The sequence below is a fragment of the Chitinophaga barathri genome, assembly GCF_003807585.1.
Classification (GTDB): domain Bacteria; phylum Bacteroidota; class Bacteroidia; order Chitinophagales; family Chitinophagaceae; genus Chitinophaga; species Chitinophaga barathri.
Window position 1 is genome coordinate 31,356 of sequence record NZ_RMBX01000013.1, and the last position, 15,999, is coordinate 47,354.

Genomic DNA, 15,999 nt, shown 5'->3' on the forward strand with positions numbered 1-15,999 from the left:
CTTCCGTTAAAAACTGATAATCATATGCAGAAAGGTGCAATACGTGTACAAACAGAAAACATTTTCCCCATTATCAAGAAGTTCCTGTATTCAGATCATGACATTTTTTTACGGGAACTGGTGAGCAACGCCGTGGACGCTACGCAGAAACTGAAAACCCTTGCCAGCGTTGGCGAATTTAAAGGAGATATTGGCAGTACCGATATAACGGTTGCATTGGACGTAGAGAAAAAAACGATCACGATCTCGGACCGGGGCGTAGGCATGACGGCCGAAGAAGTGGATAAATACATCAACCAGGTGGCTTTTTCCGGTGCGGAAGAGTTTGTGAAAAAATACAAAGGCCAGGGAGACGGCGCCAATATCATCGGGCATTTCGGTCTCGGGTTTTATTCTTCCTTTATGGTGAGCAGCCAGGTGGAAATCATCACAAAGTCATGGAAGCCGGACGCACAGGCCGTGCGCTGGGAATGCGACGGCAGCCCCGAATACCAGCTGGAAGAAACTGAAAAAACTGAACGCGGTACGGACATCGTGCTGCACATCAACGAGGAAAGCGAAGAATTCCTGGATGAGCACCGCATCCGCACCATCCTCGAAAAGTTCTGCCGCTTCCTGCCCGTGCCGATCAAATTCCAGGATACGCAGATCAACAACACCACACCCGCCTGGGTGAAAAAGCCCAGCGAACTGACCGCGGACGATTACCAGAACTTTTACAAAGAACTGTACCCCTTCGCGGAACCGCCGCTGTTCTGGATCCACCTGAACGTGGACTATCCGTTCAACCTCACTGGCATCCTGTATTTCCCGAAGATCACCAAGTCCTACGAAATACAAAAAGATAAGATCAGCCTTTACAGCAACCAGGTGTTCGTGACCGATGAAGTGAAAAACATCGTACCTGAATTCCTCATGTTGCTGCACGGTGTGATCGATTCGCCGGACATTCCGCTGAACGTGAGCCGCAGCTATCTCCAGGGTGACCCCAACGTAAAAAAGATCAACGCGCATATCACGAAAAAAGTAGCGGACAAGCTGGATGAAATGTTCCGCACGGATCGTAAATCATTCGAAGAAAAGTGGGAGCACATCGCACTCTTCGTGAAATACGGTATGATGACCGAAGACAAATTCCTGGACAAAGCCAGCAAATTCCATCTCCTGGAAGACGTGACCGGCGGTGCTTTTTATACGCTGGAAGAATACCGCACCGCAACGGCCGCACTGCAAACTAATAAAGAGAACAAACTCGTGATCCTTTACGCCACCAATCCCGTGCAGCAGGACAGCTACGTAAGTGCCGCCGCTGCCAAGGGTTTTAAGGTAGTGAAGCTGGATACGATGGTGGATGCGGGTTTCATCAATCATATGGAACAGAAGTGGGAAAACGTGCAGTTCACCCGTGTGGATGCGGACATCCCGGACAACCTGATAGATCATGAAGCCACCGCGGTAAGCGTGCTGAGTGAAGAACAGGAGGGTAAACTGAAAGAACTCTTCGGCCAGCAACTGGCGCTGCCATACATCAAAGTGGAATTGAAGGGCCTTGGCGCGCAGGACCAGCCGGTGATCGTGACCCGCGGCGAGCTGATGCGCAGGATGAAAGACATGGCGGCTATGGGCGGCTCCGCGGCCAGCTGGTATGCGGGCATGCCGGACGAGATTACGATGACGGTGAACGCGAACCATCCCATTTACCAGAATATTTTACAGGAAGGAAATGGTGAATTGCAGGAGAAGCAGGTGCGCAACCTGGCGGACCTGGCGCTGCTTTCGCAGAACCTGCTCACCGGAGCGGACCTGACGGCTTTTGTACAGCGCAGCGTGGAACTGATGGGGAATAAATAAACTGATACCCGCATAAATATCCCGAAGCGGATAACCTGCAAAGGTTATCCGCTTTGTTGTTTTTGGGGTTTCAAAAAAAAGCGTAAAAATAATATCCTGAAAATGCCTCTGCGATCATTATGCAGTACCGTTAGTATCAACCCGCTTGTATATATGAATTTCTGATAGATTATATTTTTTACTAAGCTGGTGGCTGATTTCAGGATATGGGAACATTGTAGTTGGTATAATCATTGCCTGAGCAGAAGTAATTGAGAAACCGATTTACTTAAAACCATATCCTACAATCCATGACTAACAGAATTATTCTAAGCGCCGCCATCGTATTCCTGATGGCCGCATGTTCCAAGACCTCCACTGTTGATCCGGCTAAAGCGGATCCGCAGGCACCGGGGGCTGAGCAAGCACCAGCAAACGAGCAGGCTGCCGCCGCCTTTACTCCTCAGCAAACGGGGGTTAGCTTTAAAAAAGTGAACAACCCCAAGCTCGTCACTGATTACGTATTGCAGATACCTGCCAGTTATAACACGGAAAAGACCAAACGCTGGCCGGTGATTATCTTCCTGCATGGTATCGGTGAACGGGGCAATACCACGAACGATCTGAACATGGTGAAACGCGCGGGTCTGGCGGGCGTGGCGGCGAAGAACCCCAATTTCCCCTACATCGTTATTTCTCCCCAGTGTAAAACCAATTCATGGTGGCATGTGCCCAGTTTGAATGCGCTGTACGATGACATTGTAAAGCAGTACAATGTTGACCCTAAAAGGATCTATGTTACAGGCCTGAGTATGGGAGGATTTGGCTGTTGGGAGTGGGTGGCTGCTTATCCTACACGTTTCGCAGCGGCAGCGCCTATCTGCGGGGCCGGCCCGGTCGCGAAAGCATGTGCCCTAAAAGACAAGCCGGTTTGGGCTTTTCATAATGCGGACGACCCGCAGGTGAACGTCAGCGGATCCAGGAATATGGTGAATGCCATCAAATCCTGCGGCGGGCAGAAAGTAAAATACACTGAAAATCCTACCGGCGGGCATGATGCCTGGACCAAGGCTTACAATGACCAGGCATTGTTCACCTGGCTGAACGCGCAGCGTTTGCCTTAAATCAGGTTGTTTCGCGGATATCTATCACTTTCAGCTGAAGGGAGACAGTACCGTTCCATTCATTTTCTTCTACGGTAAATACCATATCAAAGGGTTTTTTATGGCTGATGAGTTCAAATTTATCGGCCATGAAAAACCCTATTCCACTAAAAGACCCTCCACTCCGTTGTTTGACAGACAATTTCAGGTGCTCATCTTTTACAATCTTTGAAAAACCTGTATCCATCAGGTTCCTTGCCAGGAATATGGGGCGCAGGTTCTCCGGCCCCAGCGGTTCAAACTGCCGCATAATATTATAAAAGGAAGGCGTAAGGTCGGACAGGTAGATTTCGGAATCTATTACGATCTCCGGTATCAGCAGGTCCGGGTTGATGGTTGCGGCGACCACTTCCTCAAATTTTGCCTGGAAGGCGGATACGTTCTCCGGTTTCATGGTCATGCCGGCGGCATAAAAGTGCCCGCCGTAATTTTCCAGCAGGTCCTTGCACTGGTGGATAGCTTCATAAACATTGAACCCGGATACGGAGCGGGCGGAGCCGGCCACTTTATCGTTGCTTTGGGTGAGTATGATGGTGGGGCGGTAATAATATTTATCGATCAGGCGGCTGGCCACGATGCCCACCACGCCTTTGTGCCAGTGGGGCTGGAACAGTACGGTGGATTTGCGGCCGTGCAGGGATACATCGTTCTGGATAATGCTCACGGCTTCCTGTGTAATGCTCATGTCCACGCCTTTCCGTTCCATATTGTCGCCGTGCAGCATTTCGGCAAAAGCGTACGCTTTGTCGTAGTCCTTTTCTATAAAGAGGTTCACGGCTTTGCGTGCGTCATCCATACGGCCGGCGGCATTCACGCGGGGGGCGATGACGAATACGAGGTTGGAGGTGGTGAGTTTTTCTTTCAGGTTGCTGAGCTGTATGAGGGCCCTGATGCCCGCGCTGGGTGTTTCGTTCACCTGTTTTACGCCATGGAAGGCCAGAATGCGGTTTTCGCCGGTCATGGGCACAATGTCCGCCGCGATGCTGGTGGCCACGAGATCCAGGAAACCGTATACTTCCTGCATGGGCCTGCCCTTTTTCTGGGCCAGGGCGCTGATGAGCTTAAAGCCGATGCCGCAGCCGCTCAGTTCCTTGTAGGGATAGGGGCATCCTTCCTGTTTCGGGTTCAGGATGGCTATGGCGGGCGGCAGTTCCGGATCGGGAAGGTGGTGATCGCAGATGATAAAATCTATCCCGATGGATTTTGCGTGCCTGATATATTCGATGGATTTGATCCCGCAGTCCAGCGCGATGACGAGGCTGAAATCATTTTCCCGGGCATATTCGATGCCCTGCATGGAAATGCCGTAACCTTCGCGGTAACGGTGGGGGATATAAAATTCGATATTGCTGTAATGGGACTGGAGGAAACCGTAAACGGTGGCTACAGCCGTCGTGCCATCTACGTCATAATCCCCGTAAATGAGGATCTTTTCCTGGCGAAAAAAGGCTTCTTCCAGCCGTGAAATGGCTTTGTCCATATCCTTCATGATCCAGGGATCGTGGAGATCTTCCAGGGAAGGGCGGAAAAAATGCCTGGCTTCATCATACTTTGTAATGCCTCTTTGCACCAGCAGGCGGCATAGGATGGGATGAATCTTCAAAGCTGACTGAAGCTGCTGCTCCTGTATTGGTTGATATTTTTTGACTGTCCAGCGTTTCTGCATGAAATGTTATTGGCGGGAATTTACTTCCTCTGTTGGTTCTGACTTCTATTGTAATATAAGGATGATTAGCGTATTTACGCTAAAAGCGGGAAATTCTCCGAAAGTGGGAGGGAAGGCCTTAAAACTTCCGGTCCGTGGTAAACCTTACGAGTGATTCGAGCCCTGCCCTGACGTCGCTTTCAGGCAGTTCATGCAGGATGGCAAGAGCTTCGTCCCGGTATTGCAGCATTTTCTGCCGGGTATATTCTATCCCTCCATTCTCTTTTACGAGGGTGATGACTTCGTTGACCTTGTCCTTATCTTTATTATGATTCTTTACTATATTTATTATATGCCTGCGTTGTTCCTTGCTGCTGTGCTGGAGGGTGTAAATGAGGGGGAGGGTCATTTTCTTTTCCCGGATGTCTATCCCCGTGGGTTTGCCGATGTTGGCGGTGCCGTAGTCGAACAGGTCATCTTTGATCTGGAAAGCGACGCCGACCTTTTCGCCGAATAGCCTCATTTTTTCGGTGAGGGCATCATCCGCGGTGGTGCTCCAGGCTCCGGCTGCGCAGGCTGAGGCGAGGAGGGAGGCGGTTTTGCGGCGTATGATCTCGAAATAGATATCTTCTTTAATGTCCAGTTTGCGGGTTTTTTCGATCTGGAGGAGCTCGCCTTCGCTCATTTCCTTTACGGCGCGGGAGAGTATCTCGAGGCTGCGGAAGTCGTTGTTGGTAATACTGAGGAGGAGGCCTTTGGAGAGGAGGTAATCGCCTACCAGTACGGCGATCTTGTTTTTCCAGAGGGCGTTGATGGAAAAAAAGCCCCGGCGCTCGAGGGAGTCGTCCACCACATCGTCGTGTACGAGGGTGGCGGTGTGTAAAAGTTCCACAAGGGCGGCGGCGCGGTAGGTATTTTCGTTAATGCTGTTGGAGAACAATCTGGCGGAGAGTAAAACGAACATGGGCCTGATCTGTTTGCCCTTCCGTTTGACGATATAATGCATTATCCGGTCCAGGAGAGGAACATGGCTCTTCACTGCATCCGCAAACTTTCCTTCGAAATCTTGTAATTCCTTCCCGATCAGTTGTTTAATTTCCTCCATGGATATAATAAAAAGGTTTGCTAAGCTAGGCCTAAAATAGGACATTTTGCAAAATTGGCCCCGAATTTGTATACATTAGTTGGATGTTCTTTAAATTAGGCTCTAATTTTGAGCTAGTTATCAATACAAATAAAATCGCAATAAAAATTTGTATATTCATTTAGGATTTTTACCTTTGCTTGGTAAAAAACGCGTTAATTGTAAAATCTTTAACAGTTTTTAAATAAAAAAACAATTATGGCAAGCAAAAAGTACTTACTACTGGCAGGTGCAATGACTCTTCTGGCAGCATCTCCTGGTTTTGCGCAGGTTAAACCCAATTACGATGCCCTGGACTCCTCAAAAGTTTCGGCAAAGAATATGGCGCAGTTTAACAGCTTCAGAAACAACCAATCCGACTACCCCGCAAAACCCCGTAACATGTGGGAACTTGGTTTCCACGGTGGTTACCACTTTATCAAAGGTGATGTGGCTGCTCTCCCCGGCTTCGGCGGCGGTCTGTCCCTGAGAAAAGCAATCGGTCATACTTTCTCTATCAGAGGTGAATATACTGGTTCTTTCGACTATGGTCTGGATTACCAATTGAAACCCAATACAGTAGGTGGCGCATGGAATCCTACAGCTGCTGCTAACAGCGGCAATGTGGTTCCTAACTTCAAAACCGCAACCCACCAGCTGTCTTTGAACCTGGTAGCTTCCCTGAGCAACATCCTTTTCTACAAAGCACAGCCCAAAGTTAACTGGTATGTATTTGCCGGTTACGGTCTGATGCTCGCAGACGTGGACGTTGACGCGCTGAATGCAAGCAACGCTGCTTATTCTTACTCCGGAGTTAACTTCGGTGGCAAGAAAAAAGACATTCGCGATCAGCTGAAAGATCTGTACGACAAAGAATACGAAAGCAATGCTCCTAGCCAGGGTAACCGTGTTCAGATCGGCCGTAACGATGACAACCAGCTGCTGCGTCATGCTGCTGAAGTTGGTACCGGTATCGCTTTCAAAGTATCTAAACGTTTCAACATCGGTGTTGAAGAAAAAATCACCCTGCCCTTCGATGATTACCTGGACGGTTATACCGCCGGTGCTTATGATGGCAGCAAAGACTTCTTCTCTTACACCAGCCTTCGCCTGAACTTCAACCTGGGCAACCCGAACAAACGCGTAGAACCCTTATGGTGGGTTAACCCGCTGGATTTCGCTTACAACGAGCTGAACAGCCCCCGCCGTATGAAACTGCCTACTCCTGTTCTGCCTGATGCTGACGGCGACGGTGTAACTGATCAGTTCGACCGCGAACCCAACACCCCCGCTGGTGCTCCCGTTGATTCTCACGGTGTAGCTAAAGATACAGACGGTGACGGCGTTCCTGACTACAAAGACAAACAACTCATCACTCCGACATATTGCCAGCCTGTTGACGCTGACGGCGTAGGTAAATGCCCGGATCCTGAGTGCTGCAAAAACATCCAGACCGGCCCCGCATGTGCTAGCCTGGTGTTCCCCAGCGTTGCTTTCAAAGGTTCTTCTACCAAAGTATCTTCTGACAACGAAGCTATCCTCGGTAGCGTAGCCGCTACTCTGCGCAGCAATCCTTCCTGTAATGTACTGGTTACCGGCCACGCTGGTGCCAAAGGCAAAAAAGGCGGTGTAGACCTGAGCTCTCGCCGTGTGGATGCAGTGATCGACTACCTGGCTGAAAAACAAGGTATCGACCGCGGCCGCTTCATCAAACAAAATACTCCTGGCGAATCCAGCACTGTAGACTTAGCTCCTGCTAACTAATACAGACCGGATAACCACGGTAAATATTTCAGGACAGGCTGCTCATGGAGCAGCCTGTCCTTTTTTATCCCATTTCCTCCCCAAATTATTTTCTCCCGCGATTGAACTCATTACCCCATTTGCCCGTTTATAGAATAACGCGTTTTTTACACTTGCGAATCCTGATTATTTATCACTAAATTTGACCAGCCTTAAACTTATATTGTTTTTAGCGTGGTAAAAGACTTCAATAAAGCTACCCTGGCCGGTCTGATTGTGGCGTTGGGTATCATCTACGGCGACATCGGTACCTCTCCGCTCTATGTGTTCAAAGCCATTGTTGGAACCAACGAGATCAGCGAACTGCTGGTTATCGGGGGGATTTCCTGCATCATCTGGACACTTACACTTCAGACCACCGTCAAATACGTAATTCTCACGCTGAAAGCAGATAACAAAGGGGAAGGCGGTATTTTTTCACTGTACGCCCTGGTGCGGCGGCACGGCAAATGGACGGTCGTATTTGGTATGATCGGCGGGGCCGCGCTGTTGGCGGATGGCATCATCACACCACCCATCACGGTCACTTCGGCTGTGGAGGGCTTGCGCACCCTGCCCGTTTTCAAGGACCTCGGCACCTGGACCATCGTCAAGATCGTACTGGTGATCATCACACTGTTGTTTTTTATGCAGCAGTTCGGTACCATGTCCATCGGCAAGATGTTCGGCCCTATTATGGTGATCTGGTTCAGTATGCTGGCCATACTTGGGCTGGCGCATATTGCGGATGACCTCTCGGTGCTCAAGGCTTTTAATCCCTATTACGGGGTAAAACTGCTGGTACTCTACCCGCACGGCTTCCTGCTGCTCGGAGCGGTCTTTCTCTGTACCACGGGGGCAGAGGCCCTCTATTCAGACCTTGGCCACGTAGGCCGCGGCAATATCCGCGTCTCCTGGATCTATGTTAAAATAGCCCTGATACTCAATTATTTAGGCCAGGGCGCCTGGTTGCTCACCCAGCAGGGGAAAACCCTGAACGGGGAGAACCCCTTCTTCCTGATCATGCCGGAATGGTTCGTGATCTTCGGGGTACTGATAGCTACCATCGCATCCGTGATCGCCAGCCAGGCCCTTATCTCCGGGTCTTTTACCCTCATTTCCGAGGCCATGCGCCTCAACCTCTGGCCCAAACTTAAGATCAACTACCCCACGGAACTCCGCGGGCAATTATTCATACCGGGCATCAACCTGATGCTGTTCGTGGGCTGCGTGTCCATCGTACTGCTGTTTAAGGAATCATCCGCCATGGAAGCGGCTTATGGCTTGTCTATCACCATCTGTATGCTGATGACCTCCTGCCTGTTCGGCTTCTATTTATATACCCGCCGCGTCAAACTGGCCTGGATAGCTGTATATCTCGCCGTTTATCTTACCATCGAATTCTCTTTCCTGCTGGCCAACCTCGTGAAGTTCACCCACGGCGGTTATGTGACCGTGATCGTGGCCGGCGCGCTGTTTATGGTGATGTACGCCTGGTTCCGCAGCCGTAAGATCAAAAACCGTTACGTTGAATTCGTACGCCTGGAAGATTACCTGCCCATCCTGCAGGAACTCAGCAACGATACCTCCATCCCCAAATACGCCACGCACCTCGTATACATGAGCAGTGCGGACAATCCGAAGGAAATAGAACATAAGATCATTTATTCCGTACTGAACAAAAAGCCCAAACGCGCTGATATCTATTGGTTTGTGCATGTAGACGTGGTGGACGAGCCTTATATGAGCGAATACACCGTGCAGACCATCATCCCGAACGAAGTGATCAGGGTGGAATTCCGCCTCGGGTTCAGAGTGGAGCAGCGGATCAACCTCATGTTCAGAATGGTGGTGGAAGATATGGTGCGGAACAAGGAAGTGAATATCACCAGCCGTTACGAATCCCTCAGCAAAAACAATGTGGTGGGTGATTTCCAGTTTATCGTGATGGAGAAGTTCCTGTCGCACGACAACGATCTGCCCCTGCACGAGCGGCTCATCATGCGGATCTATTTTATGCTGAAAAAGATCGGGCTGTCCGAAGAAAGAGGTTTCGGGCTTGATTCCAGTTATGTAACCGTTGAAAAGTTCCCGCTGGTGGTGGCGCCTGTTACCAACCTGCAGCTGAAGCGCGTGAAAGACCGGTACCGTTACGATATAGAATAGAATGAGTTTGCATAGAAGCGCGATAGGTATTATATTGTGAGCTTCCTAAATATGCTACTCGTTATGCTTAAACACGTCTTTGCCACGGGCCTGACCCTGGCACTCACCCTGAATTTATATGCCCAGAGCGGCCCTTCCGCCGACTACAGGGAGCTTAAAGATCCGAGGAAAGTAGACCCGGCTGCCTGGAGCGGCGTCAAACCAGGAATCAACATTGCCTTTGGCAGCACCGACGTACGTTATGACAAGATCTACGCCCCGGAATCCGGCTCCCTGCGCACCGCCTGGAACACCAAAGCCTGGAAAGGAGAAAAAGTACATACCCAGTTTGTGATCTGGTCCACCACGCCTGTATCCAACGTAAGCGTTGTGGCCAGCGCCCTCAGCGACGGAAAGGGGAACAAGATACCCGTGGAGGCCGTTACAACCGGTTTTGTGCGGTATGTGATGACGGATGAACTGAACAGCGAAGGCGGCGGATGCGGGCACCGCAAGCCCGGCCAATTTGATTCTTCACTGGTGGCAGATGGAATTGATTTTACCCGGACAACAAATATAGCCGCTTATAATACCCAGCCAGTATGGCTGAGCGTGACTGTGCCGCCGCAAACGCCCGCCGGTACCTACACAGGCTCCTTACATGTGGCAACAGGGAAAGGCGCCACGCAGAAAGCACTGCAATATCAGATAACAGTAGGCGAACGCACGCTGCCCAGGCCCCAGGACTGGGGTTTTCACCTGGATCTCTGGCAGAGCCCTTACGCCATTGCACGCGTTCACAACACGCCGCTCTGGAGCAAGGCCCACTTCGAAGCGATGAAACCGTATATGAAAATGCTCGCCGATGCCGGACAGAAAGTGATCACCACCAGTATCATCTACGACCCCTGGAACAGCCAGACGGAGGATATCTACGGCGACATGGTGAAATGGACCCGGAAGAAGGACGGCACCTGGCACTTCGACTATACCGTATTTGACCAGTGGGTGAGCTTTATGCAGGAAATGGGCATCAAAAAACAGATCGCCTGTTTCAGCATGATCCCCTGGAACCTGAAGTTCTATTACTTCGATGAAAACACCGGTAAAAACGAAGTGATGGTGGCCAAACCCGGCACCCCGGAATATGACAAACACTGGGCACCTATGCTGACGGACTTTGCGAAACACCTGAAAACAAAAGGCTGGTTCGATATCACCTGCATCGCGATGGACGAACGCCCGATGGAGGCGATGCAAGCGGCCATCAAGCTGATACGCAGTGTGGACAAGGATTTTAAGGTATCGCTCGCGGGTAATTATCACAAAGAGCTGGTGAACGATATTTATGATTATTGTGTGGCTTCCGGCCAGGACTTCACGAAAGAAGAGAGGAAATGGCGCCTGGAGAAGGGCTGGCCTACTACCTATTACACCTGCTGCTCCGAAGGTTTCCCGAACACATTCACCTTTTCCCCGCTGGCGGAATCCGCCTGGCTGGGCTGGCATGCGGCGGCGAAAAATTACACCGGTTATCTTCGCTGGGCGTTTAACTGCTGGGTGAAAGATCCTTTGCAGGATTCGCGTTTCCGCACCTGGGCAGCCGGCGATACGTACCTGGTATATCCGGGGCCACGTTCTTCCATGCGTTTTGAAAGGATGATAGAAGGTATCCAGACGTATGAAAAAATTAAAGTGCTGAAAGCGGAAGGGAAAGGACCGGAGCTGGAAAAGATATTGTCCACCTTCGAGATCAATGCGCTGAAAGCGAAAAAAGCGGGAGATATGGTGGATGCAGGGAATGCAGTACTGAACTCACTTTAAGACAACCCGCCAGAAAGAAAATATAAAAAGAAAAACCTCCGAGGAATCGGAGGTTTTCTTTTAACACAACTAAAAAACAATCAAACTAATTTCGTCTTTGTTTCATCAGTCCGGCTTTTTCCCGTCTAAAAAGGTATTGATCGTGTTGATCTCTGCCTGATTTTCTGAGCCATTGCCCACCGTATAGCTGGAGTAGAACTGCTCAGCTGAGCCGGCTCCGCTATCCAGGTTCACGTTCCGGCGGAGATAAGCCGGTACGTTTTCGATCTCCTGGTTGTTCTCCATATTCTTCACATTAAAACTGATGCTGCGTAATTTGGCCACTCTTTCCATCTGCTTGCGTTTCTGCTCCTCCGCCTGCTCATCCAGCAGCTGCTGAGGCTGATGCTGGGGTTGTGGCTGCGGTGCCGGCTGAGCCGGCTCGGGTTCCTGGACAGGCTCTTCTTCTTTGAACACCATTTTCATTTCGTCCTGCTGGTTGTTGCTCACCGGTTCCACATAGATGTTGGAAGGACGGTTCAGATAACCACCGGATGCGGAGCTGGTGCCTGAAGCGGGAGCGGAGGGCTGCTGCGGGGCCTGTTGAACAGGCGGTTGCGGCTGTGCCTGCTGCTGAGGCTGTGGCTGTACCTGCACTTGCTGTTGCGGCTGAACGGGCTCTACCGGCTCGATGTTGAGCGTGTAGGTTTCCCGCTGCTGCTGAGGCTCGGGGCGTACAAATGATGCCGTGGGAGCGGGATGGGCTACCTGTGGCTCAACGAGCGTGGGCGCCATCACATCCCTGATCTCTTCGTCCGGTTCATCGGAGAAAAGCATGGCCTGGCTGTTCATTTTCTTTTCATCACCTTCCTGGCCCAGGGTCATCACGATCTTGGGCTCTTCTTTTACGGGCTGCTGAGCCGCGGCAGCAGCGGCTTTCTGCTGCTGGATGGGGTTCTGCTCAAAGCCGGTGGCAATGATGGTAACGCCCAGGTTGCGCTCCAGCGTTTGGTCGTAGCCCACACCGAGGATCACGTCGCAATCCTCGCCGGCCATGCTTTGTACATAGGCCTGTATGGTGTCCATTTCGTCCAGCGTGTGCTCAAACTCGCCTTCGGCGGAAGAGATATTGATAAGGATCCATTTGGCTCCTTTGATGTCGTTGTCGTTCAGCAGCGGGGAAGTGAGCGCTTCTTCGATGGCTTTCTGCGCACGGTATTCGCCTTCCGCAACTGCCGCACCCAGGATGGCTACCCCACCGTTCCGCATCACGGTGCAAACGTCCGCAAAGTCCACGTTGATCTGGCCGGTGCTGTTGATCACATCGGTGATACATTTGGCGGCAGTGGCCAGAACGTTGTCCGCTTTTTCGAAGGCGGCCTTGAACTTCAGGTCGCCGAACTTCTGGCGGAGCTTATCGTTGGAAATGATCAGCAGTGTGTCCACGAAATCTTTCAGGCGGTTGATGCCTTCTTCGGCCTGCAGCATTCTCTTTTTCCCTTCATAAGAGAAGGGAGTGGTAACGATGCCCACGGTGAGGATGCCCAGTTCCTTGCATATTTTGGCAATGATGGGAGCGCCGCCGGTGCCGGTGCCGCCGCCCATGCCTGCTGTGATGAATGCCATTTTGGTATTCACCTCCAGTATCTTTTTGATTTCTTCAAAGGACTCCTCCGTTGCCTGTTCTCCGATACGGGGATTGGCGCCGGCTCCCAAACCCTGTGTGAGATGGGGCCCCAGCTGTACCTTGTTCGGCACAGGACTGTTTGCAATAGCCTGTGCATCGGTATTGCATATAATGAAGTTCACACCCTCAATGTTCTGACTGAACATGTGGTTCACCGCATTGCTACCACCGCCACCAATGCCTATCACTTTGATGATGGAGGATTTTTCCTTTGGAAGATCAAAATGTATCATGACTCTTTCTCTTTAAATGGGTTAGTATTTGGTGTACCGTTTTCCTACGCTACTATTTTTGATCGTGTTTTTTAAAACTGATTATTCATGCAACAATCACGCCATGCCTACAGCTTGGCGTCTTCCTCTTCGGTGAACATGTCGATGATCTTTGTTTTCATCCTGTCCAGGAAACCTTTGAGGGAAGCATTACGTTCCGCTGCTTTGCGGTGCTGGCGCGCGTCGGCTGTTTCTTCCGGCTGTTCGTCTTCTGTCCATTCTTCTGAGTCGTCCGTCAGCCTTGCCGCTTTTTCTTTCGCGAAATAGCTGGTGTTGATCTTCACGTAATTCTCTTCCAGCGCGCGTTTATCATTCTCGTAATCGTTGTATCCTTTCAGGATGAGGCCAACGCAGGTGGCATACATGGGCTTGGTGAGCTCGTCTGTATGGCCGCTTGCCAGGTGCTCGTTCGGATAACCGATGCGGGCGCTTACGCCGGTGGTGTATTCCGTGAGCTGTATCAGGTGTTTCAGCTGGGAACCGCCGCCGGTGAGGATGATACCGCCGTTCAGCATTTTGTTGTCCATGCCGATCTGCTTCAGGTGATATACCACGAAGTCCAGTATCTCGCTCATCCTGGCCTGGATGATGTGCGCCAGGTTCTTCACGGAGATCTCTTTCGGGCTCTGACCACGGAGGCCGGGGATGGTGATATATGCGTTGTTTTTCGCTTCGTCTGCCAATGCGTAACCGAACTGTACCTTCATTTGTTCAGCCTGTGTTTTTAACACACCCAGGCCGTTTTTAATATCGTTGGTGATGTTTTCGCCACCATAGGGGATCACAGCGGTATGTTTCAGTACGCCTTCGTAGAATACAGCGAGGTCCGTGGTACCGCCACCGATATCCACGATCGCAACACCGGCTTCAAAGTCCATATCGCACATAACAGCTGCTGCGGATGCCAGCGGCTGAAGCACGAGGTCTTTGATGCGCAGGCCGGATTTCTCCACGCTGCGGTTGATATTACGGATGGCGTTTTTGTCGCCGGTGATAATGTGGAAATTCGCACCCACTTTTACACCGCTCATCCCGATGGGATAGGTGATGTTTTGCAGGCTGTCCACGATATATTGCTGCGGGATCACGTCAATGATCTGGTCGCTGGCGGGGATCACGGTTTTGTACTGGTCGTTGATCAGCTGGTCGATGTCCTTCTGGGAGATCTCCGCATCGGTATCGCTGCGAACAATATCTCCACGGGTTTGAAGGCTTTTGATATGATGACCGGCGATGCCTACATATACTTCGTTGATCTCGAGGTTTGGATTGGATGCATAGCAGTTCTCAAGCGCCTGACGAATGGCCTTGATCGTTTGATCGATGTTCAGCACCATACCGTGCTGCACACCAAATGATGGGGCTTTCCCGAATCCGAGGATTTCCAATTTCCCGTATTCATTCTTCCTTCCTGCGATGGCTGCTATCTTCGTGGTACCAATGTCGAGACCTACAATGATGGGAGCTTCCTGATTCATGGTTCTTTATTGTTTTTAGTTGCGATTACGATTATTAGGTTTATTATACACTGCTTTGGGCGTAGGGCCGGAATTCCGGCTGGCTGGCCTGGCAGCGGTTCTGGAAGCGGGTTTAACCTTTTTCGCCGGCTTTGCTGCCGGTTTTGCTGCTGGTTTTACAGCAGCGGGTTTATCCGCTGGTTTGGGGTTCGTTACGGCTGCCGGTGGCGCCAGGTCCGCATCCATCGTTACGTCTGCGATAGATGAATCCCGGTACATCGGCGGCGGGGGAGCACTCTTTCCATCTCTTCGTGTTCCAATCACTTCTTCATGATACGCAATGTTTATCCGTGAATAAGTATTCCAGCCTGCTTTGCTTAAACCTTCGCGGTAGAAGATCAGCAGTTTGGAAAATTTAGTTTCTATATCCGTGCCATCCCCGAATACGATCACATGATCGCCTAGTTTGGGAATGATCTCGAATTTCCTGTCCCCGGTGATCATCACCTGCTCCACCTGCGCATTCCAGAAGGTATCCGCTGAAATGTAACGGGCCATGCCGCCGATATGGGCATACAACAGGCTGTCTTCTTTCCGCAGTTGCACTGCGTCCGAGGGGAAACCGGTGAATACAGGCACCCTGGCGGAGAAACGATCTGAAATGGGAATACGTTCGCCCTGTTCGTCCAGGTAAAAGCTGTTGCCGGTGAAAGTGAACACCCTCGCTACGGGGTCACGCTGCACGACGTTTACGTTCAGGATGTCCTGGTTGTCCAGGAAGAGTTCGGCTGAGCGCACCCATGGATCTCTTTCCACCACCCGTTCCAGGTTCGCCAGGTTGATCTGGCTGATGGCCATGCCTACCGGGTTCTGATTCTTGTCGGTTACGATCAGCTGTTTGATATCTTTTTCATCAATAAAAGCATTCCGATCGTCGCCCTTCAGGGTGACGTGGATGCCTTTGCACTTTTCGCTTTCCTTGTCATGCACCGCAGCCGCCAGCAGCACGGCAAAGCCTGCCAGCACGCCGCTCCAGAGGAGCACGATACCGATGCGTTTGAAGGCTGTTTTTGTTTTAGGTTGCATGTTTAT

At 51.0% G+C, this 15,999-nt stretch carries 10 protein-coding genes; 5 read left to right on the plus strand and 5 right to left on the minus strand.

Annotated features, from left to right (window positions below):
• Positions 1-24 precede the first annotated feature (24 nt).
• Both htpG and EG028_RS21795 read left to right on the plus strand, forming a co-directional pair.
• Positions 25-1,851, plus strand: a complete 1,827-nt coding sequence (htpG, locus tag EG028_RS21790; RefSeq protein ID WP_120518611.1) for a molecular chaperone HtpG — start codon at positions 25-27, stop codon at positions 1,849-1,851.
• Between the two features lie 290 nt (positions 1,852-2,141).
• Positions 2,142-2,954 carry a carboxylesterase family protein gene (locus tag EG028_RS21795; RefSeq protein WP_206614502.1) on the plus strand — a complete coding sequence of 271 codons (813 nt, stop codon included), beginning with the start codon at positions 2,142-2,144 and terminating at the stop codon, positions 2,952-2,954.
• A 1-nt stretch (position 2,955) separates the two neighbouring features.
• Here the strand turns inward: EG028_RS21795 and recJ are convergent, their stop codons facing one another.
• Together recJ and EG028_RS21805 are read right to left on the minus strand one after the other, a co-directional pair.
• Entirely contained in the window at positions 2,956-4,659 is a 1,704-nt protein-coding gene (gene recJ / locus EG028_RS21800) for a single-stranded-DNA-specific exonuclease RecJ (protein ID WP_120518610.1), read from the minus strand.
• A 118-nt stretch (positions 4,660-4,777) separates the two neighbouring features.
• Positions 4,778-5,743: a polyprenyl synthetase family protein gene (locus EG028_RS21805; protein ID WP_174235435.1), complete on the minus strand. Its 966-nt coding sequence runs from the start codon at positions 5,741-5,743 to the stop codon at positions 4,778-4,780.
• A gap of 420 nt (positions 5,744-6,163) precedes the next feature.
• On the opposite strand from EG028_RS21805, the gene EG028_RS21810 reads away from it, so the two are divergent.
• The 3 genes from EG028_RS21810 to EG028_RS21820 all read left to right on the plus strand — a co-directional run bounded on the left by EG028_RS21810 (position 6,164) and on the right by EG028_RS21820 (position 11,512).
• The gene (locus EG028_RS21810) at positions 6,164-7,525 is read left to right on the plus strand and encodes an OmpA family protein (RefSeq protein WP_162946607.1); all 1,362 of its coding nucleotides are present in this window, start codon (positions 6,164-6,166) and stop codon (positions 7,523-7,525) included.
• A 213-nt stretch (positions 7,526-7,738) separates the two neighbouring features.
• Entirely contained in the window at positions 7,739-9,709 is a 1,971-nt protein-coding gene (locus tag EG028_RS21815) for a KUP/HAK/KT family potassium transporter (protein WP_120518608.1), read from the plus strand.
• Positions 9,710-9,772: 63 nt separating this feature from the next.
• Positions 9,773-11,512 carry a DUF4091 domain-containing protein gene (locus tag EG028_RS21820; protein WP_120518607.1) on the plus strand — a complete coding sequence of 580 codons (1,740 nt, stop codon included), beginning with the start codon at positions 9,773-9,775 and terminating at the stop codon, positions 11,510-11,512.
• Between the two features lie 105 nt (positions 11,513-11,617).
• Here the strand turns inward: EG028_RS21820 and ftsZ are convergent, their stop codons facing one another.
• The 3 genes from ftsZ to EG028_RS21835 all read right to left on the minus strand — a co-directional run bounded on the left by ftsZ (position 11,618) and on the right by EG028_RS21835 (position 15,993).
• Positions 11,618-13,411: a cell division protein FtsZ gene (gene ftsZ / locus EG028_RS21825; protein ID WP_120518606.1), complete on the minus strand. Its 1,794-nt coding sequence runs from the start codon at positions 13,409-13,411 to the stop codon at positions 11,618-11,620.
• Between the two features lie 107 nt (positions 13,412-13,518).
• A complete protein-coding gene (ftsA, locus tag EG028_RS21830) occupies positions 13,519-14,928 on the minus strand; it encodes a cell division protein FtsA (protein WP_120518605.1) in 1,410 nt (469 codons plus the stop codon).
• Between the two features lie 15 nt (positions 14,929-14,943).
• Positions 14,944-15,993, minus strand: coding sequence for a cell division protein FtsQ/DivIB (locus EG028_RS21835; protein WP_120518604.1), 1,050 nt, complete (start codon positions 15,991-15,993; stop codon positions 14,944-14,946).
• Between the last annotated feature and the right edge of the window lie 6 nt (positions 15,994-15,999).

Coding starts and splice junctions, on each gene's coding strand:
- EG028_RS21820 (WP_120518607.1), top strand. CDS start 9,773: ATGCTTAAACACGTCTTTGCCACGGGCCTGACCCTGGCACTCACCCTG.
- htpG (WP_120518611.1), top strand. CDS start 25: ATGCAGAAAGGTGCAATACGTGTACAAACAGAAAACATTTTCCCCATT.
- EG028_RS21805 (WP_174235435.1), bottom strand. CDS start 5,743: ATGGAGGAAATTAAACAACTGATCGGGAAGGAATTACAAGATTTCGAA.
- recJ (WP_120518610.1), bottom strand. CDS start 4,659: ATGCAGAAACGCTGGACAGTCAAAAAATATCAACCAATACAGGAGCAG.
- EG028_RS21810 (WP_162946607.1), top strand. CDS start 6,164: ATGTGGGAACTTGGTTTCCACGGTGGTTACCACTTTATCAAAGGTGAT.
- ftsZ (WP_120518606.1), bottom strand. CDS start 13,411: ATGATACATTTTGATCTTCCAAAGGAAAAATCCTCCATCATCAAAGTG.
- ftsA (WP_120518605.1), bottom strand. CDS start 14,928: ATGAATCAGGAAGCTCCCATCATTGTAGGTCTCGACATTGGTACCACG.
- EG028_RS21835 (WP_120518604.1), bottom strand. CDS start 15,993: ATGCAACCTAAAACAAAAACAGCCTTCAAACGCATCGGTATCGTGCTC.
- EG028_RS21795 (WP_206614502.1), top strand. CDS start 2,142: ATGACTAACAGAATTATTCTAAGCGCCGCCATCGTATTCCTGATGGCC.